Consider the following 18425-nt stretch of genomic DNA (forward strand, 5'->3'; position numbering starts at 1 on the left):
CCGCTATGCAGGTGCGTGTACTGGGCTGCTCCGGCGCGATTGCCAAAGACTGCCGCACCACCTCCTTCCTGGTCGACGACGATGTGCTGGTCGACGCCGGCACCGGTGTCGGCGACCTCACGCTCGAGGAAATGGCCGGCATCGACGACGTGCTGCTGACCCATTCGCACCTCGACCACATCGCCGCCCTGCCCCTGATGATCGACGCCGTGGCGTCCAGCCGCGCCCGGCCGCTGCGGGTGCATGCGCTGCGCGCCACCATCGAGGCCCTGCGCGCCCACGTCTTCAACAACGTCATCTGGCCCGACTTCGCGAGCATTCCCAGCCGCGAGTCGCCTTTCGTGAGCTTCCACGACATCTCGATCGGCCAGATCCTGCAACTCGGCACCCGCGCCCCCAAGGCAATCGAAGTGCTCCCGGCCGTCCACACCGTGCCCGCCTGCGGCTACGCCGTGCGCGCCGCCGACGGCGGCCCGTACTGGGTCTTCAGCGGCGACACCGAGCGCAACCCGCCCTTCTGGGCCCGCGTGAACACGCTCGACGTGGCCATGCTGGTGATCGAGACCGCCTTCAGCAACCGCGAACAGACCCTGGCCCAACGCAGCCTGCACCTGTCGCCCGCCACCCTGGCCGACGAATTGGCCCACATCGCGCCCGGCCGGCGCTACCCGATCTACATCACCCACACCAAGCCCGCCGAAACGGCGGAGATCATGAGCCAGATCGACACCTTTGCTTCGGGGTGGCTGAGCAATGGGCTGGAGGGGCGGGACATTCGGTGGTTGCAGACGGCGGGGGTGATGGTGGTTTGAGAGTTCAGCAGGTGTCGTGTGCAGACACGTTTGGTCGGATGTGACAAAAAACGTCACCTACAAGCTGTGCCTCAACAACATTTGTGTCGCAACTTGTAAATCGAACGTGAACGATTTGGCAGAAAACAGCAGCGGAGAGGCGGTTTTGAGGCTGGCACGCTTGCTGCGGATAAGGAGCACCGGGACGCGTTCTCGGACCTCATAAACAACCTGGAGTAGTGAAATGAACCGTCGTTCCATCGCACGCAACGTGCAAAAGGGTTTCACCCTGATCGAACTGATGATCGTTGTGGCGATCATCGGTATCCTGGCTGCTGTGGCGCTGCCGGCGTATCAGGACTACACAATCCGTGCGAAGGTCACCGAAGGTCTGTCGCTCGCAAGCGCTTATAAGACGGCCGTCTCCGATACGTTTGCGTCAGGTGGTCCTACTGCACTCGTCGCTTGTACGGATGCAGCTTCGTGCCAGAAGATTGGCACGACTTTCCTGGAAAACAACAAGAATGTTTCCAGCATCAAGACCTCCGCCTCGGGCATCATCACAATTGCATATACGACCGCGGTCGTCCCCGCTACCGCCAACCAGTTGGATCTGGTTCCCCAGACCAACGCCGCTACGCCGGTCGACCTTGATCTTTCCACAGCGGCGGCGGCCGGCCAAGCCTTCCAATGGAAGTGCCGCCCCTCGGCTGCTACGCCGATTCAAGAAAAATACCTGCCCGCAAACTGCCGCGTTGCTGCTGCTCCGAAGCCGTAAGAACCCTGCTCAAAAAAACCGCCTTCGGGCGGTTTTTTGCGTTCTGTGCAGGTCTTGCATTCGCCGAATCTAACTTGGTAGGGGGAGCGCTCGGATAATGCTTCTTACCAAATGGTCTAACCTGCGCCTCAAATGCATCTGAGCGAAGATAGGAATGGAGGCATTTTGACCGGTAAAAGGGTGCGCTATATCGGTTTTTGCGAAAGTCGGAGCTAAGTCGCGAGCAAGGAATAACATGCTAGAGCTATGTCGGCAGCCGCCGAAATTACAGGCTCAGCTCAGGGGGGTTCAAGCGCGGAGATATCTGCGAACCTGAGATTTTTTGCGTGAGGGTCAAGTCATCTTCGATGTGCCACATCCGCTATATCTCGTAGGTCTACCGAAAAAATTGGGTGATCTGTGCTGCCGTTTTTGAGTCGCCAGAGACGGTAAAAATAATCAATCTTGTGAAGTCGGCTGTGTCGTTCAGCTATAGGTATCGGTCCTCGCAATGGGATCGATTCGGTATGTTGGGGTACTGCTGATTCGCGCTCTTTAGCGCGGTAGTCACGGGATTTGGTCCGACTGGGTAGGGTAGATGCGTAAACGCTAATAAAAGCAAAGAGTGCCTCTCCGCTCAATCCATTGGGGTCCGTGTCGATGCCGCTATCTTGCGTTCGCCGACTGATGGGTTTTAATTAAAATACTTAATGTGAGAAAAGAGCTGTTCTGAAGTCAGTGCTTCGGTGAATTTCAAATCATGTGGTTCTGTTTGTGGCAACGGACGCTACCAGCACCCAGGCCCGTCAAATACTGTCCCGCTGCTGTCGGCGTTGGTCTGAACACCCAACTGATTTAGTCGAAACTCATAACAAGTCGTATCCAGTGTTTGTGGGCTTACTGGAGTTGCTTTGGCAACAAATGTTGGTAGTGCCGTATCTGTGGCGGCGGTGACATCCACCCTGAGTGAATAGTAGCTTGTTCCGCTCGAATTCACGGGCTGAGGCCAGTTGGTCACGGTGTAACCGAGCGCAGAGGGATTGCCGCTGTAAGTGTTATTTATGCTGAAATAACGTTCTTGCCGGGCTGCCATATCGAGCAGCGCATTTTTCGCATCGACCCGGCGTGCTTTTTGGATGTAGTTGCGATAAGACGGGATGGCAATTGCGCTCAGGATTGCGACCACTGCGGCCACGATCATCATTTCGATCAGCGTGAATCCTCGGCTCTTCCTGCCGTACATCGAAAAACCGGGATTGGCCGGGTATTTTTTCATCTAGTTCTTTCGCAATGGCGACACCTCAGCGCAGCCTGATCCACGTCAGTCGTCCACCTTTACCATTCGCCCCAGGATTGACCTGCGTGACCGACCCCACACCGCTCACGGTCTGAGTCGCCAGATACTTCTTGGTGTCTGTGCTGACGATGGAAGGCGAGCCTACACCGCTCAGCCCGATGCCTGCCACCACCAGACCGTTGGTGGTGATGACATTGTTGGTGGCGTCTCCGAAGTAGGACGAGCGTGGCGCACCGCCGGTTTCGGGTGCGATGGCCATGGTGAAACCCGAGGCAGGTTGCGCATCGCAGGTCAGCGTCTGCGTGACGGCCGGAAGCGTCGTATTGACCAGGAACAGGCCGTCCGAAATCACGGGGTTGTAGACGATCTGTTCGTTCGTGCCGGGCAGCACAAGCCGCCAGCCATAGTGCGGATTGTTCGTTGCGCCGCCACTGCAGGTGGTCGAGCCTTTCCAGCACACGGCATTCTGGGTCACGGTTCGTACGTCCGAGATGTTTCCGTTGTTGTAGGTCAGAGTGGTCGCCGTCTGCGTCTGAAGTGCTGCGGTATTGACCGTCTGAGCGCCGGTCAGGCTGGTGTATTGGCTGGTGCTCTTGGCATTCCAGGCCGCCATATCCCAATCCCAGATGCCGTAGATCGCCTGTGAGCCCGTCGCTGGTGTCGCGGACGAGGTCAGCGTCTGCGGCATGATCTGGCCTGTCCCGAAGCTAACCAGTACCCGCGGCGCGATGGATGCGGCAATGGAAGACGTCACAGTGACGCGCGTCGTGATCGGCTGCGAACCGGTCGCGAAGACCGGTGCGGCGCGAACGGCCCAGTTCGCAGGCGAGCTGCTCGTGAGGTCGAAGCGCCAGACGTTCCCGAACACATCGCCGGCATAGACGTAGTCCGTCACGTGATCGTCGTCGAGATCCGCCGAGGTGACATAGGCGATGCCGTTGCGCGCGGTGATGGTGCCGTTGGTGGCGGTCTTCGGGCCGGAGCCGGTGCCGGCCTCGAGGAAGCGGAAGCTCTTGACGCCGGTTGCCTGATTCACCGTCATGATGAACAGGCCGGCTTTGCCCGAGTTGCTGTTCAAGCCGTTGCCGAAGAGCACCGCCCAATTGCCGTCATGGAGGCGGCGAATGATCGGCGTGCCATAGACGCTGCCCAGGCTGTCCTTGCAAAGCGACCCTGTCGTGTCTCCGGTGCAGGCCAGCGTGTTGGAGTTCCATTCGCCCAGGACCAGGCTGCTGGCATTCGTCTCGCTGAAGTTGCCGGGGTTGGTGACGTCCAGTGCGTAGAGCGTGCCCGTGGCGATCGAGGTGGCATCCCCGACCACGCCGGTGGCATTGCCGCCCGCGCCCAGGCCGCCGACGATCCATGTGTGCCAAGCCCCGCCGTAATAGAGGTCCCCGGTACCGGGCGTGGCATCGACGAAGGCGTTGTGGCTGTACTGTGGCGATGAGTAGTCGAGCGCCGGCGTCGTCGATCGGATGGTGGTCAGCGCCGCATTCGGCATGTAGGCCAGCAGTTCGCGCCCGTCGTTTGCGGCTGTCGTGTCGAAGGCGCCGCCCGCGGTGTATGCCCCCGCGCGAAAGCCATGGAGTAGGCCGTCGTTTGCGCCCACGTAAACCACATTGGTTCGCGTGGCATTGGCGCTTGCAAAGGCCGCATAACTCGTACCGCCTTCGGGCATGGTCGTGGTCGGGAACAACGCGTCAGTCCACAGGCCCTTGTACGGCAGTGTGGGTGCGCCAACCCAAGTGGGACTGGAGTTGACGATGTCTCCCAACACGCTGTTGCGGGCCCTGAACGTGCCCGTTCCCGAGGTGGTCACTTCGTTGCTGCGGTCTCCCCGCAGATACGACAGTCGGGAAGAGGAATCCAGTGTGGTCTTCTGTGGGGCCGTGAGCGAGTCCCAGGTGAGCGGCGTCCCGGCGCTGCCGCTCCAGGTCAGGATGTTTCGCTGCTCCGAAGCCTGCACGGTGTTGGACGAGCCCGTTGCGGTGCAAGTCCCTCCGGTCAGGACGCAACTGGCATCCCAGTTCGCCACAGGGTTGATCGACACGGTCTTGGTCGTCGCGTCCTCGACCAGGTTCTGCGCTGTCATCTGGCCCCACCAGTTTGTGGGATGGTAGTAGGCCAGGTAGAGCTGCGTGCCGACCTGCACCTTGGCCGATTGCTGGATGTTGATACCGGCGGAACTTGCCGACGCGTTGATCTGTGCCGCCTTAAAGCACATGATCTCGTGCACGTTGCTGCCGCCGCCAGTGCCGGAGCTGAATCCGAAGCGGAACTTGGATGGCAGTGGACCATTGGAGGTTGTGATCGCCTGGTTGGTAATCACCGGTGTCGTCGTGCCGCCATTGATACTGTAGGAGAGGCTGAGCAGGCCATCCTGCGTGATCTTGAGGCCGTAGGTGATGGGCGTCGCTGCGGTGCGTGTCGGCTTCGCTACGGCCTCTTGGCTGTAGATGGTCGAGCCGGACGGCAGGTCGCTGTGTGCAATATAGGGATAGGTGCGGAGGGTGTAGTCGGTGGAGCCCTTATGTGAAATCTTGGTCTTTCCGTCGCTGTTCAACTGGTCCTTGCCACTCCAGTTCTGCACAGTGCCGGCTTTACAGGTGTTGCCGACAGCGGTCTGCTGGTCGCCGCCGCTCAGGTTATTCGGGTAGTAGGTCCCATAGTTGGCATTCAGCCAGGCCCATGTGATATTGCCGGCGCCCCGTAGCGTCACGCGTCCAGCGCCCGCACCCGGGCCGCTTGCCGTGTTGTCTCCAGGGTTCGAGAAGTTACCGAATTCATCGATGCCCAGACCGATATAGGCGCCCAGCAATCCGTCGTTGGTGGGTTTGCTGTTCGCGCAGCTGTAGCCGAGACTGCCCCCGAACGCACCGGTAGTGGTCTGCGCATTGACTTGGGTCACCTGATCGGCATTCACCAGAAAGAAGGCAATGCCGTCGGCACCAGACTTTTGGCCGCGATGGTTTGAGTATGCATTCCCGCCATAGGTCGCTGTCTGGAACGTGACTTCGAGGCCTTGGTTCGACGGGAAATCGAACTTCGAGTACACCGCCCCTGTTTGATCGTTGCCGTTGGCACCTCCGGCGGGGACTGCATTTTTCACCGGGTTGCCGTCTACGTTCGCTCCGTTGGTGAGGCGCAGTGCTCCGGAGCCGACAGCATCGGGCATCGTTCCATTTGCACCGCCGACGAGCTTTCGCTTGCTGTCGCTGTAGTACCTCAGCCCAGAGCAGCTAGGGATGGACCCAGTGTCGTTGCCAGCGGTCAGACAAGCGCCTGCGAGGCTTTGCCACTCATATGATGAGGACACGCCTGTCAATGTGTCACTGATGACCAGTTGGGCGTGTGCGCTGCTCGTAAACAAGCTCAGGGCAGTCAGGGCGTAGATCAAACGAAGGTGCTTCATGTCTACCTTTCAAGGTCCGCTCAGGTCTTTGGTTGCATAGGTCATCGCATAGGTGCTCTGAAGAACGCTCGCGCTGGTGGTGCTGCCGCCGTATCCCACGCCCGTGACCTGGTAGAGCATCGACTTGCCGTCGGGGCCGATGCCGAGGTAAGAGATGTACAGGCTGGGGACGGTGGCGTAGTTGACGTCACCGACCACGCCGGACGTGGCCGTATTGAGGCCGCCGCCGCCCAGGACGGTCATGGTGGGTGGCTTGTATTCGAACCGGTTGGTCCAGGGCAGCACCGCGGGCGTGCCGAGGGCGTTCGAACAGATCTTCATGTTCGCTTGGGTGTTGGCGTTCACGACACCGGTGCAGGCCGAGCCGGTGCCGGTGTTGCCCTGGTTGATCCACCACTCCGCGTAGCGCAGCGCGCTGTCGGCGGCAAGCAGCGAGCGCTGTTTCTCGAGGGTGTTGCCGGTGATCTTTTCCTGAAGCCCGAAGCTTCTGTACATGCTGACGGAGACGAGGGTGACGATGACCAGGATCAGCAGGCTGGTGATCAGGGCAATGCCCTGCTGCGCTGTTCGGCCTTTCGAATGCGAACGGGGGAGCATGAGTGAGTTCACCGGCGGTTCATCAGGTTGATGGTCTGGACGAGGGGCTGGGGCATGGTCACAGGTGCGCCGGGCTTGGAGGCCGTCGTGTCCAGGAAGACGAGCTTGACCTGGGCCGTGTACACGTTGGCCCACAGGCCGGCATCGGTGATCGCCGATGCGGGCAGGTAGGTGTCGATGGCGTTGTTGACATCGCCATCGGTGTCGACGCCGTACAGGATGCTCATCTTGTCGACATTGCCCGCCAGCGTCACCGGGCTGCCGGTGCCGACCGTGCAGGTGAGCTCGTTGCTGGCATTGACGGCGAATCGGTTCGAGTAGATGGTCGTCGCGCCGGACGTGTTGGTGGCGCCCTGGCAGTTCATCAGACCGTCGTTGTTGGCGGTCTGATAGCGGACAGTGACGGCGTCGCTGGCGGCGGCCCTGCCGCTGCCGTTGCCGCTGCCGACGATGACCTGTCCGGCGGCAAAGACTGAGGTGCTGCCGTCGGCGCCGGTCACGGTCGCCGCCGGGAGCGCGGCGCTTTGCGTGTCCGTGCGCGGGTTCACGAAGTAGCCGGCGGACTGGATGGTCGTGGTCATCATAGTCAGCACCAGACGCTGACTGTCCTGCAGATCGGTGAGCTGGCCCTGTGTGTTGAAGGTGTTCTTCATGTTGAGGTAGATGCTCAGCACCGCTCCCAGCACGAAAAGCGAAATCGCCAGCGCCACCATGAGTTCGATCAAGCCGAACCCGGCCTGCCGCATGCGCCGAAGAGGCTGCCGCGTTCTGATGAAGGTGGTCATGGTTCGATGTACAGGGTGAACGAGCGCGAACCGCCGGTGGCGGCGCTGTCCGATGCGGTGGCCCGGGTGGAGGCGACGTAGCGCTCCTTCCAGCTGATCGTCAGCACGCAACTGACCGGGACGCTGGTCGATGTGCTGCAACTGACGGTGGAGCTCGAGGTCGGCAAGAGATTGGCGAGGTTGCTGGCCCATTGCTGCACGTCCCGTGCGGCCAGTTGCGCGGAAGTGCAAGCAGGGGTGGCAGGTTTCGCGGCTGCTTCACAGGAGCCCACGGTGGCCGAGAGCACGCCGGTGGCGTCGGTCACGGTGGACTGCGCCGTGCTGAAACTGGCGGGAGCCACGCCAGAAGCCCAATAGGTCCTGTTGCCTTGCATGGCTGCAGCGAGGCTGCTGGCCTGCATCGAGACGATGGAGCGTGCGCTGGAAACCTGGGTGCTCGAGAGCGCCAGTGCCTGCATCTTGGCAAAGCCGAAGATGCCGATTGCGACCAGCAGGATGGCGACAAGGACTTCGATGAGAGTGAAGCCGCGCTCGGAGGGCGGCAGGACCAGGCGCTTCATGTGCAATTGCTTCCGTTCGGCGACACGACCTGCGGGCGACCGACGAGGCTCAGCGTCACGCAGCGCGTGGTCTGCGCATTCGACGGATTGGTGCGCATTGCCAGGGTGATCGTGCCCGTGAGACCCAGCGCGAAGCCGTCGCGGCTGTAGGAGATGGCGGCGATGCTGTTGCTTGCCGTGAAAGTGTCTGAGGCAGTCCAGCCTGCTTGCCTTCTCAGCACGGCTTCTGTCACCTTCGTCGTGTCGCGTGTCTTGCTGTTGTCGGGGTCGGCAAACACGATCCAGCCGGTGTTCCAGGTGGTGGTACCCAGGCAGCTGGAGCCGTCGCTCGAAGCGCAGACCGTGACCGTCTGACCCTGCTTGATCGCTTCCGCGCGGGCAAACTGGAGGTCGCCGATGAAGGCATTGGTCTGGGTCGCCAGCCGGTTCTTCTGGATCAGCAGCGCGAAAGAGGGCACCGCAACGGCCATCAGGATGGCCGCTATCGCCAGCACCACCATGAGTTCGAGTAGGGTAAAACCCCGCATGGCGGAGCGTGCGCGCCCGCGGAAAAACACGTTCCTATGGCCTGTTGCCATGCATGCCGAACGTGAAAATTGTTTCATGAGTGAGGGGGGGCGTGAACCTGAGTGCCAAAGGAGTAATGGCCAATAGTTTTCAAATGTAGCAATTTGTGCCAACGGCCCCGTTGTTTTGACGAGCCCTGGCGACGAACGGAACCGGGAGGCCGCCGAGTGGTGCGGTCGTCAAATCCGATCCGTGAATTTTTCACAGTCCTAGGGGATCCATGCATCTCAACATCCAGGCGAGCCGTTGGCCGTCGAATGGCCTCGGATCTGCCCTCCTCCTCGCCTTCCCCTTCCTCTCCCCCCTCGTCGCCGGCCCCTCCGCCAACGTCTGGCAGTTGCTGGTCAGCTGGCTGTGCGCGGCGTTGCTTTGGTGGCTGGGCCCGCGGGCGATGCCGGCGCGTGGGGTGCTGCTGTGGCTGGGCGCGCTGGCCCTGGCGATCGTGCTGGGCCGGGGGCCTGACACGGGGCAGTTCCTCGGGGCGTGCGCCGCGATCGCGGTCGGTGCGATGGCGGCCTGCGTGGGGGCGGGCATCGCACGCGCGCCCGGTTCCATGGGCACGCGCGCCGTCGCGCTCGGCCTGCTGGCCGCGGGCCTGGTCAGCGCGGTGCTCGGCCTGTTCCAGTACTACGGCGCGGCCGCCCCGCTGGCGCCTTTCACCACCGCGCCCGAGATCGGCCAGGCCTACGGCAACCTGCGCCAGCGCAACCAGTTCGCCACGCTGATCAGCATGGCGCTGGTGGCGGCGCTCTGGCTGTACGCCGGGCTGGGCGGGCGCGCCCGATGGGGCTGGCTGGCGGGGCTGGGGCTGCTGACCCTGGCCGCCGCCGCGTCCACGTCGCGCACCGGGCTGCTGCAATGGGCGGCGATCAGTGGCCTGGCGGCGGCGCTGGCCTGGGGCGAACGGCGCGGCGCACCGGTCACACCGCGGCGCCTGCCGCACCCCCTGCTGCTGCTGGCGCTGATCCCCGCGTACTTCATCGCCGCCTGGGCCTTGCCGATGCTCGCCGGGTCGGACGTCGAAGGCATGCTGCAGCGCCTGCGCGACGGTGCGCCCGAAGGCAACGCCCGGCTGCTGCTGTGGCGCAACGTGATCGAGCTGATCGCCGAGCACCCCTGGCGCGGCTGGGGGTGGGGCCAGCTGAGCTACGCGCACTTCAGCCACCTGTACGCCGGGCCGCGCTTCATCGAGATCCTGGACAACGCCCACAACCTGCCGCTGCACTTGGCGGTGGAGTTGGGCATACCGGCGGCCTTCGTGATCTGCGCGGGTTTTGCCGCGCTGGTGCTGGCCGCCCGGCCCTGGCGCGAGCGCAACCCGCAGCGGCTGCTGGCCTGGGGCGTGCTGGGCGCGATCGTGTTGCACAGCCTGCTCGAGTACCCGCTCTGGTACGGGCCCTTCCAGCTGGTCTTCGGTCTTTGTCTGGGCCTGCTCTGGCCGGCCGCGGCCGCGACCCCAGGCACGCGCTGGTTGAACGGGCCGCGCATCGGCGGGGCGCTGGCCGTGCTGCTGATCGCGGTGGTCGGCTATGCGGGCTGGGACTACCTGCGCATCAGCCAGATCTACACGGTCCGCGCCGAGCGCCTGCCCCCCTGGCGCGACGACACCCTGGCCAGGCTGCAGGCCTCTTGGCTTTTTGCCGGCCAGGTGCGTTTTGCCGAACTGGCGCTGACGCCCGTGAGCCGGGCCAACGCGGCCGAGGTGAATGCCCTGGCGCAGCGCACGTTGCACTTCTCGCCCGAGCCGCGCGTGGTCGTCAAGCTGATCGAAAGTGCCACGCTGATCGGACGCGACGATCAGGCGCTCGCGTGGGCGGCGCGCTTCAAGATCGCCTATTCGGAGGAATATGCCCGCTGGTTGCGGGGGGAGCCGGTCGAAAAAGAGGCGGATTGAGGTTGCGAAATGTCACAGCTTCGCGACAATCGAGACCTTTGTTAAAACTTTGAACTTACTTTTGTCGGTTCATGAGAGGCCCATGAGAATTCTGCGCGTCATTTCCAGCATGGACCCCGTGCACGGCGGTCCCTGCCAGGGAATCCGCAACATCGTGCCGGCGTTGACCGCGCTGGGCGTGCACAACGAGGTGCTGAGCTTCGACGCGCCCGATGCGGCCTTCCTGGGCCAGGACCCTTTCGAGATCCACGCCATCGGCCCGGCGCGCACGCCCTATGCCTACTGCCCGGCGCTGCGTCCCTGGCTGCTGAAGAACTTCGAGCGCTTCGACGTGGTGATCGCGCACGGTCTCTGGTTGCACAACAACGCCGGCACCTGGGGCGCGCTGAAGGAATACCGCCGGCAGACCGGCAAACCCGGGCCGCGCTTCTGCGTCATGCCGCACGGCATGCTCGACCCCTACTTCCAGCGCGCGCCGGAGCGCCGCTGGAAGGCGCTGCGCAACACCCTCGCCTGGACCCTGTTCGAGGGCGCGGCCATCCACGGCGCCGACGCGATCCTGTTCACCTGCGCGCAGGAACTGCTGCTGGCGCGCGAGCCCTTCTCGCCCTACCACCCGAAGCGCGAGCTGGACGTGGGCTACGGCATCCAGGCGCCCCCGCCGCGCCACGACGGCATGGCGGCTGCCTTTGCGGCCCGCTGCCCGGCGCTCGGGGGCAAGCCCTACCTGCTGTTCCTGAGCCGCGTGCACGAGAAGAAGGGCACCGACCTGCTGCTGCGCGCCTACCTGGCGCTGCGGCGCGAAGGCGCCGACCTGCCAGCGCTGGTCATCGCCGGCCCGGGCCTGGACAGCGAGCACGGGCGCGCCCTGCAGGCGATGGCCGCGGGCCAGCCCGACGTGCATTTCCCCGGCATGCTGCGCGGCGACGAGAAATGGGGCGCGCTCTACGGCTGCGACGCCTTCGTGCTGCCCAGCCATCAGGAGAACTTCGGCATCTCCGTGGTCGAGGCCATGGCTTGCGGCCGGCCGGTGCTGATCAGCCACCAGGTCAACATCTGGCGCGAGTGCGAGGCGGGCGGCCTGGTCGAGGACGACGACGAAGCCGGCGTGCTGCGCCTGCTCACGCGCTGGCGCGCGCTGTCGCCCACCGAGCGCGCGGCGCGCGGTGCCGCGGCCCATGCGGTCTACCGTGACAACTTCGAGGCCGACGAAGCGGCCCGGCGCCTGCTCGCGGCGTTGAAGACGATGCAGGCCGAAGCATGAACGTCGTGCTCTTCGCACACCCGGATTTCCTTGGCTCGGCCAGCATGCCGCGCTACACCCGCTGGCTGGCCGACGGCCTGCTGCAGCGGGGCCACACGGTGCGCATCTGGGCCCCGCGGCCCGGGTTCCATGCCTGGCCGGTGCCGAAGCGCTTCAAGAAGTGGATGGGCTACCTCGACCAGTTCGTGGTCTTTCCGCGCTGGGTGCGGCGCGAGAAGGCCCGGCAGCCGGCCGACACGCTGTACGTGTTCAGCGACCACGCGCTCGGGCCCTGGGTGCCGCTGGTGGCCTCGCAGCCCCATGTGATCCATTGCCACGACCTGCTGGCGCAGCATTCGGCGTTGGGCCGGGTGCCGCTCAACCGGCCGGGCTTCACGGGCCGGCTCTACCAGCGCTACATCCGCCATGGCTTCACGCAGGGGCGCCGCTTCATCGCGATCTCGAAGAAGACCGAGCAGGACCTGCGCGGCTTCATCGGCCCGGGGCCGGTGTGCGATGTCGTCTACAACGGCGTGAACCCGCAGTTCCATCCGGCGCCCGATGTGGCCGCCGGGCGCACCGAACTCGGGCGCAAGCTGGGCATCGATCTGTCGCGCGGCTTCCTGCTGCATGTGGGTGTGGACGTCTGGTACAAGAACCGCGGCGGCGTGCTGGCCATGGTCGACCGCTGGCGCCGCGGCACGTCGCAGGGCCTGCCGCTGCTCATGATCGGCCCGCCGCCGACCGACGCGCTTGTCGCCCAACGCCTGCGCATGCACGCGCCCGACGAGGTGCATTTCCTGTCGGGCGTGGCCGACGAGGTGCTGGTCGGCCTCTACGGCACGGCCACGGCCTTCCTGTTCCCTTCGATCGCCGAAGGCTTCGGCTGGCCGATCGCCGAAGCCATGGCCTCGGGCTGCCCGGTGATCACCACCGATGCGGCACCGATGAACGAGGTCGCGGGCGACGCGGCCTTCTATGTGCCGCCGGCCGATGCGGCGGCCCCCGCCGACGAGGCCTGGACCGCCGCCGCCGCCGCCGTGCTCGCGCAGGTGGTCGGCCTGGACGACGACGCGCGCTGCTCGGCCATCGCGCATGGCCTGTCCCAGGTGCGGCGCTTCGACTCCGACGCCGCGCTCGACCGCATCGAAGCGATCTACGCGCAGACGCTGGCCGCGCGCGCGCAGCCTGCCTGAGCCCCTCAACCTTCAACGCCCACCGGCCCCTTCCACCATGTGCGGAATCGCAGGAATCATCAGTTTCGACCACAGCGCGGACCCGGCGGCCATCGACCGCATGAACACGGCGATGCAGCACCGCGGCCCCGACGCCGAAGGGCGCTACGAAGCCGATGGCGTGCTGATGGGCCAGCGCCGGCTGTCGATCATCGACGTCAGCGATGCGGCCAACCAGCCCTTCACCGAAGCGACCGGCCGCTACGTGATGGTCTTCAACGGCGAGATCTACAACTACCAGGAAGTGCGCGCGCAGCTCGACTACGCCTGGAAGACGCGCTCCGACACCGAGGTCATCCTGGCGGCCTTCATCCGCTGGGGCGCCGACTGCCTGTCGCGCCTGAACGGCATGTTCGCGATCGCGATCTGGGACAAGCACAAGCGCGAACTCTTCGTCGCGCGTGACCGCATGGGCGTCAAGCCCTTCTACTTCGTGCAGCAGCCCGGCCGCTTCACTTTCTGCTCGGAAGTCCGCGGCCTGATCGCGGCCGGCGCGAGCGACGGCCGCATCGATCGCCAGTCGCTGCGCGAGTACCTGGGCGGCGTGTCGGTGAAGACGCCGCACACCATCCTCGAGGGCGTCGAGCAGCTGCTGCCCGGCGAGTGCGCGACGCTGACCGAGAACAGCTTCGAACGCCGCATCTACTGGCACCTGACGGGCGCACCGACGCAGCCCATCGCCGCCGATGCCTACGCCGACTACGGCCGCGTGACCGCGACCCTGCGCCAGCTGCTCGACGCCTCGATCCAGATGCGCATGGTGGCCGACGTGCCGGTGGGCGCCTTTCTCTCGGGCGGCATCGATTCCTCGGCCGTGGTCGCGCTCATGGCGCAGCACCACGACCAGCCGGTCGACACCTTCTCCATCGTGTTCGAGGACAAGGAGTTCGACGAGCGCGAGTACGCGCAGATCGTCGCGAAGAAATACGGCACCCGGCACACCGAGCTGCTGCTCGATCCGCAGGAGGTGGTGCGCATCCTGCCCGACTACATCCGCCGCACCGACCATCCGACGCTGGACGGCATCAACACCTTCATCGTCTCCAAGCTGGTGGCGCAGACCGGCATCAAGGTCGCGCTCTCGGGCCTGGGCGGCGACGAGCTGTTCGCGGGCTACCCGGGCTTCGAGCGCTGGCTCACCGTGTCGCGCCACAAGAAGCTGTTCGGCCACCCACTGTTCCGCCAGGGCGTGGGCGCGGCCAGCGCGGTGCTCAAGACGCGCGCGCTGTCCAAGCTCAACGACCTCACGAGCGGCGGCAACCTCGACCTGTCGTCCTTCTACGGCGCGAGCCGCAGCGTGTTCGTGCGCGGCGACCTCGACCGGCTGCTGAGCTTTCCGGCCGACACGCGCCAGCGTGGCTGGGAGCACGTCAACTTCGGCACTGCGTCGCAGTTCCCGCTGCTGGGCCAGTACTCGATCGCCGAGCTGTCAGGCTACACGCTGGACGTGCTGCTGCGCGACACCGACCAGATGAGCATGGCCTGGGGCCTGGAGATCCGCGAGCCCTTCTTCGACTACCGTCTGATCGAGTACGTGCTGCGCATGCCCGACGCGATGAAGACCGACTTCAAGACGCCCAAGAAGGCGCTGGTCGACGCCATGGGCACGCTGCTGCCGCCGGAGATCGTGCACCGTCCGAAGAAGGGCTTCTCCTTTCCCTGGGATCGCTGGCTGCGCAACGATCTCAAGGATTTCTGCGCCGCCGCGCTGGACCAGCTGGGCCGCAACGCACTGTTCGATCGCGCCGAAGTGGCGTCGCTGTGGCAGCGCTTCCTGGCCGGTGACCGGCGCGTCAACTGGACGCATGTCTGGTCGCTGGTGATGCTGCAGTCGTGGATGGCGGCGCGTGCGGCCGAGGTGCCGATGCCCGTGGTCGAGACGGCTTGAGCGTTCTGTCGGAAGCCGCTCGCTCCCCGGCTTGGCGTCCTGGCCTGCCGCCGTGCTCGTGCGGCCTTGCAGCCACCTTTCCGCGCAGGCGCTTGCACGACCCTGTCCAGGTCTTGCATCCGTTCTCAAGGAACAGATAAGCAAGTTCATTTTTCGCATTGGCGTGGCCCGCACTGCCGGCCTATCGTCGCGGGCTTTTTGCGTCTTCGGTTTCCACGAACGCACGCACTGCCCCGCAACGCACGAGACCTGCACGCCCACGCCATGAGCCACGCCCCGCCAACGACCCTGCTTCAATTCGACTTCCCCTTCGCCGGGCCCTGGGGCGCCGAGCTCGGCAGCGCGATGAACGATCTTGCGCTCGACATCGCCGGCGAGGACGGCCTGCTCTGGAAGATCTGGACCGAGAACCAGGCTGCCGGCCGCGCAGGCGGCATCTATCTGTTCGCCGACGCGGCTTCGGCAGAGCGCTACCGCACCAAGCACGCGGCGCGTCTGCAGGCGTTCGGCGTCGAAGGGGTGGTGGCGCACAGCTTCGCTGTCAACGCCGCGCTCACGCACATCACACGCGGTCCGCTGTCATGAGCGCGCCGCTCGCGAGCACGCGTCCGGCCGACGCGTTGATCCAGCGCGCCCTGGTCTGGGAGAGCGCTGTCGGCTGGACGCCTGAGTGCCTGGCCGAAGGGCCGGGGATGCTCGAGCGTTTTCATGCGGGCGGCTTCTCCTTCGTCTCGCTGACCATCGGTGCCGACTGGGACAAGCCCGAGCCCACGCTGCGCCACTTCGCCCAGCAACGCCGCTGGCTCGAAGCCCAGCCGCACCTGCGCCTGGTGGAGAGCGTGGACGACATCCGCCACGCCAAGGCCGACGGCCGCCTGGGGGTGGGCTTTCATCTGCAGGGCGCGGGGCCGCTGGCCTACGAGCCCGCGCTGCTCGCGGTCTGGTACCGCCTGGGCGTGCGCTGGATCATCCCGGCCTACAACACGCGCAATCCGCTGGGCGACGGTTGCCACGAGCCGTCGGACGCCGGCCTCTCGATGCTGGGCCGCGCCTTCGTGGCCGAGGCCAACCGGGTCGGCATGATGCTCGACGCCAGCCATGCGGGCATCCGGACCTCGCTCGACATCATCGAGCACTCGACCCAGCCGGTGATCTTTTCGCATTCGAGTGCGCATGCCGTCAAGGCGCACGAGCGCAACGTCAACGACGCGCAGATCCGCGCGCTCGCCGCGCGCGGCGGGGTGGTGGGCATCAACTCCATCGGCGCCTTCGTGGCCGAGGACAACAGTTCGGGCGTGACCGGCGTGGTGCGTCACATCGACCACATCGCCCAACTGGTGGGGCCGCAGCACGTGGGCCTGGGCCTGGACGTGGTCTTCTACCAGGCCTTCATGACCCAGCTCTATGACGCGGGCCCCCTGATGGCGCAGCGCGGCTACCCGCGACCGCCCTGGGCCGACGTCAAGCCCGAGGTGCTGCCCGAACTGGTCGAGGCGCTGCAGCGCCTGGGCTATGGCGACGACGCCATCCTGGGCGTGCTCGGCGAGAACTTCCTGCGCGTGGCGGGCCAGAACTGGCACGGCACCACGCCGACCTGATTCCTTCTTTCAAAAAATCCGGAGACTTTTCGATGAACGCCAGACATCTTCTGGGCGCGATAGCGCTCGTCCTCACGAGCGCGGTGTCGGCCCAGACCCCCGCCCCCAAGGTCATCGCGATCGCCAGCTTCGGCGAACACCCGGCGCTGAACCAGGTCGCCGAGGGCTTCAAGGCGCGCCTGGGTCAGCTGGGCTACGTGGAGGGCCGCCAGGTCAGCTACGACTTCATGCATGCCAACTTCGACCGCAGCCTGGTGCCGCAGGTGCTGCAGCGCGCCGAGGCGAAGAAGCCCGACCTGATCTTCGCCATCACGACACCGATCAACCAGGCGGCCGTGCGCGGCATCAAGGACAAGTCGATCCCGATCGTGTTCGGCTCGGTGGTCGACCCGGTGGCCGCGGGCATCGTGCCCGATTGGCAGCACGGCTCGGCAACGAGCAGCGGCGCCACGCTGCTGCAGGACTTCGAGGCCTCGCTGGCCTTCGTCAAGCAGGTGGTGCCCACGGTCAAGCGCGTCGGCACGCTCTACAACCCGGGCGAAGACAACGACAAGACCAACATCGACCTGTTCAACAAGGCCGCGCGCAAGCTTGGCCTGGAGGTGGTAGCCGTGCCGGTCGACAACGCGAACGACCTGCCGCAGCGCGTGCAGAGCTTCGCCGGCAAGGTCGATGCGATCTACCAGATCCAGTCGAACATCGTGCAGACCGCGATACCGGTGGTGGCACAGGTGGCGCGGCGCATCCGCGTGCCGCTGTTCAACTCGGTGTATTCCGAACCGCTCAAGCACCAACTTGCTGGCTTCCACGCCGTGTCCTATGCCAAGAACGGCGAGCACGCGGCCGACATCGCCGACCGCATCCTGAAAGGCGAGAAGCCGGCCCACATCGCACCCTACGTGCCCAAGGCCAGCGACTTCGATTCCTTCTTCAGTGCGCAAGGCCTGCAGGCGGTCGGCCTGTCGGTGCCGGCCGCGCTCGAGCAGAGCCCCTGGCTGCTCAAGTGAGCGAGGCCTTGCCGACCCTGGTGTGCCGGGGCCTGACCAAGACCTTCCACCGCGACCTGCCCGAATCCAGGCCCGCACTCGACGGCCTGGACCTGAGCGTGGCGCCGGGTGATTTCCTGGTGCTGATCGGTGGCAACGGCGCGGGCAAATCGACGCTGCTCAACACCATCGCGGGCACCGTGCAGCCGGACCGGGGTTCGCTGGTGATCGCGGGCCGCGACATCACGGCGCTGGCGCCGCACAAACGCGCCAGCCTGGTCACGCGCGTGTTCCAGGACCCGATGGCCGGCACCGCCGCCGCCATGACGATCGAAGAAAACCTGGCCGTCGCCGAGCGACGCGGGCAGGCGCACCGCGCGCGCAGCCTGCTCACTCCCGAGCGCCGCGCCAGGTACCGCGACTGGCTGGCCGAGCTCGGCCTGGGGCTCGAGGACCGGCTCGACACCTCGGTCGCCCTGCTCTCGGGCGGCCAGCGCCAGGCGCTGTCGCTGCTGATGGCGGTGGTCTCGCAGCCGCTGCTGCTGCTGCTCGACGAGCACACCGCCGCGCTGGACCCGCGCACCGCGAACCGCGTGATGGAGGCCACGATGCGCGCCGTGACCGAGCGCCGGCTGACCACGCTGATGGTGACGCACAACATGAGCCAGGCCATCGCCACCGGCAACCGCCTGATCATGATGGACGCGGGCCGCATCCGCTTCGACATTCGCGGCGCCGAGAAGGCCGCGCTGACGCCCGACGCGCTGGTGGAACGCTTCCACATCGACAACGACCGCATGCGGCTTGGACACTGA

General features: G+C 65.2%; 16 protein-coding genes. 10 read left to right on the plus strand and 6 right to left on the minus strand.

From position 1 onward, the window contains the following. Positions 1 to 5 precede the first annotated feature (5 nt). A complete protein-coding gene (locus tag K0H49_RS17430) occupies positions 6 to 812 on the plus strand; it encodes a 3',5'-cyclic-nucleotide phosphodiesterase (protein WP_219215082.1) in 807 nt (268 codons plus the stop codon). A gap of 223 nt (positions 813 to 1035) precedes the next feature. Then, a complete protein-coding gene (locus K0H49_RS17435; RefSeq protein ID WP_219215083.1) occupies positions 1036 to 1569 on the plus strand; it encodes a pilin in 534 nt (177 codons plus the stop codon). Between the two features lie 766 nt (positions 1570 to 2335). Here the strand turns inward: K0H49_RS17435 and K0H49_RS17440 are convergent. Genes K0H49_RS17440 through K0H49_RS17465 form a run of 6 tightly spaced genes read right to left on the minus strand, consistent with a single transcriptional unit; the run spans position 2336 to position 8804 of the window. Next, positions 2336 to 2824 (minus strand): type IV pilin protein, encoded by a 489-nt coding sequence (locus K0H49_RS17440; RefSeq protein ID WP_307886071.1) that lies wholly within the window; start codon positions 2822 to 2824, stop codon positions 2336 to 2338. Between the two features lie 25 nt (positions 2825 to 2849). Beyond that, positions 2850 to 6257: a PilC/PilY family type IV pilus protein gene (locus K0H49_RS17445; RefSeq protein WP_219215086.1), complete on the minus strand. Its 3408-nt coding sequence runs from the start codon at positions 6255 to 6257 to the stop codon at positions 2850 to 2852. A 9-nt stretch (positions 6258 to 6266) separates the two neighbouring features. Next, on the minus strand, positions 6267 to 6866 hold the full coding sequence (locus K0H49_RS17450) for a pilus assembly PilX family protein (RefSeq protein WP_374122371.1): 600 nt from the start codon (positions 6864 to 6866) through the stop codon (positions 6267 to 6269). Further along, the gene (locus tag K0H49_RS17455) at positions 6863 to 7639 is read right to left on the minus strand and encodes a PilW family protein (protein WP_219215089.1); all 777 of its coding nucleotides are present in this window, start codon (positions 7637 to 7639) and stop codon (positions 6863 to 6865) included. The genes K0H49_RS17450 and K0H49_RS17455 overlap by 4 nt, the downstream gene beginning before the upstream one ends. Then, positions 7636 to 8199, minus strand: a complete 564-nt coding sequence (gene pilV / locus K0H49_RS17460; protein WP_219215092.1) for a type IV pilus modification protein PilV — start codon at positions 8197 to 8199, stop codon at positions 7636 to 7638. The genes K0H49_RS17455 and pilV overlap by 4 nt, the downstream gene beginning before the upstream one ends. Next, positions 8196 to 8804 carry a GspH/FimT family pseudopilin gene (locus tag K0H49_RS17465; RefSeq protein WP_257624932.1) on the minus strand — a complete coding sequence of 203 codons (609 nt, stop codon included), beginning with the start codon at positions 8802 to 8804 and terminating at the stop codon, positions 8196 to 8198. Before K0H49_RS17465 ends, pilV begins: the two co-directional genes overlap by 4 nt. A gap of 182 nt (positions 8805 to 8986) precedes the next feature. On the opposite strand from K0H49_RS17465, the gene K0H49_RS17470 reads away from it, so the two are divergent. The 8 genes from K0H49_RS17470 to K0H49_RS17505 all read left to right on the plus strand — a co-directional run bounded on the left by K0H49_RS17470 (position 8987) and on the right by K0H49_RS17505 (position 18425). Beyond that, positions 8987 to 10660, plus strand: coding sequence for a PglL family O-oligosaccharyltransferase (locus K0H49_RS17470; protein ID WP_219215095.1), 1674 nt, complete (start codon positions 8987 to 8989; stop codon positions 10658 to 10660). An 82-nt stretch (positions 10661 to 10742) separates the two neighbouring features. Continuing rightward, positions 10743 to 11924: a glycosyltransferase gene (locus K0H49_RS17475; RefSeq protein ID WP_219215098.1), complete on the plus strand. Its 1182-nt coding sequence runs from the start codon at positions 10743 to 10745 to the stop codon at positions 11922 to 11924. Next, a complete protein-coding gene (locus tag K0H49_RS17480; RefSeq protein WP_219215103.1) occupies positions 11921 to 13099 on the plus strand; it encodes a glycosyltransferase in 1179 nt (392 codons plus the stop codon). The genes K0H49_RS17475 and K0H49_RS17480 overlap by 4 nt, the downstream gene beginning before the upstream one ends. Positions 13100 to 13136: 37 nt before the next feature. Further along, positions 13137 to 15026, plus strand: a complete 1890-nt coding sequence (gene asnB, locus K0H49_RS17485) for an asparagine synthase (glutamine-hydrolyzing) (RefSeq protein ID WP_219215104.1) — start codon at positions 13137 to 13139, stop codon at positions 15024 to 15026. A gap of 264 nt (positions 15027 to 15290) precedes the next feature. Further along, positions 15291 to 15611 carry a monooxygenase gene (locus K0H49_RS17490; RefSeq protein ID WP_219215109.1) on the plus strand — a complete coding sequence of 107 codons (321 nt, stop codon included), beginning with the start codon at positions 15291 to 15293 and terminating at the stop codon, positions 15609 to 15611. Continuing rightward, positions 15608 to 16624: a dipeptidase gene (locus K0H49_RS17495; protein ID WP_219215113.1), complete on the plus strand. Its 1017-nt coding sequence runs from the start codon at positions 15608 to 15610 to the stop codon at positions 16622 to 16624. The genes K0H49_RS17490 and K0H49_RS17495 overlap by 4 nt, the downstream gene beginning before the upstream one ends. 32 nt (positions 16625 to 16656) lie before the next feature. Further along, positions 16657 to 17631: an ABC transporter substrate-binding protein gene (locus K0H49_RS17500; protein ID WP_219215116.1), complete on the plus strand. Its 975-nt coding sequence runs from the start codon at positions 16657 to 16659 to the stop codon at positions 17629 to 17631. Continuing rightward, the gene (locus K0H49_RS17505; protein ID WP_374122372.1) at positions 17628 to 18425 is read left to right on the plus strand and encodes an ABC transporter ATP-binding protein; all 798 of its coding nucleotides are present in this window, start codon (positions 17628 to 17630) and stop codon (positions 18423 to 18425) included. The genes K0H49_RS17500 and K0H49_RS17505 overlap by 4 nt, the downstream gene beginning before the upstream one ends.

It is taken from the genome of Variovorax boronicumulans, from assembly GCF_019352895.1.
GTDB lineage: Bacteria > Pseudomonadota > Gammaproteobacteria > Burkholderiales > Burkholderiaceae_C > Variovorax > Variovorax boronicumulans_A.

Excerpts from the sequence above, each read along its gene's own strand:
- K0H49_RS17430 (WP_219215082.1), top strand. The coding sequence starts at position 6 with ATGCAGGTGCGTGTACTGGGCTGCTCCGGCGCGATTGCCAAAGACTGC.
- K0H49_RS17435 (WP_219215083.1), top strand. The coding sequence starts at position 1,036 with ATGAACCGTCGTTCCATCGCACGCAACGTGCAAAAGGGTTTCACCCTG.
- K0H49_RS17440 (WP_307886071.1), bottom strand. The coding sequence starts at position 2,824 with ATGAAAAAATACCCGGCCAATCCCGGTTTTTCGATGTACGGCAGGAAG.
- K0H49_RS17445 (WP_219215086.1), bottom strand. The coding sequence starts at position 6,257 with ATGAAGCACCTTCGTTTGATCTACGCCCTGACTGCCCTGAGCTTGTTT.
- K0H49_RS17455 (WP_219215089.1), bottom strand. The coding sequence starts at position 7,639 with ATGACCACCTTCATCAGAACGCGGCAGCCTCTTCGGCGCATGCGGCAG.
- pilV (WP_219215092.1), bottom strand. The coding sequence starts at position 8,199 with ATGAAGCGCCTGGTCCTGCCGCCCTCCGAGCGCGGCTTCACTCTCATC.
- K0H49_RS17465 (WP_257624932.1), bottom strand. The coding sequence starts at position 8,804 with ATGAAACAATTTTCACGTTCGGCATGCATGGCAACAGGCCATAGGAAC.
- K0H49_RS17470 (WP_219215095.1), top strand. The coding sequence starts at position 8,987 with ATGCATCTCAACATCCAGGCGAGCCGTTGGCCGTCGAATGGCCTCGGA.
- K0H49_RS17475 (WP_219215098.1), top strand. The coding sequence starts at position 10,743 with ATGAGAATTCTGCGCGTCATTTCCAGCATGGACCCCGTGCACGGCGGT.
- K0H49_RS17480 (WP_219215103.1), top strand. The coding sequence starts at position 11,921 with ATGAACGTCGTGCTCTTCGCACACCCGGATTTCCTTGGCTCGGCCAGC.
- asnB (WP_219215104.1), top strand. The coding sequence starts at position 13,137 with ATGTGCGGAATCGCAGGAATCATCAGTTTCGACCACAGCGCGGACCCG.
- K0H49_RS17490 (WP_219215109.1), top strand. The coding sequence starts at position 15,291 with ATGAGCCACGCCCCGCCAACGACCCTGCTTCAATTCGACTTCCCCTTC.
- K0H49_RS17495 (WP_219215113.1), top strand. The coding sequence starts at position 15,608 with ATGAGCGCGCCGCTCGCGAGCACGCGTCCGGCCGACGCGTTGATCCAG.
- K0H49_RS17500 (WP_219215116.1), top strand. The coding sequence starts at position 16,657 with ATGAACGCCAGACATCTTCTGGGCGCGATAGCGCTCGTCCTCACGAGC.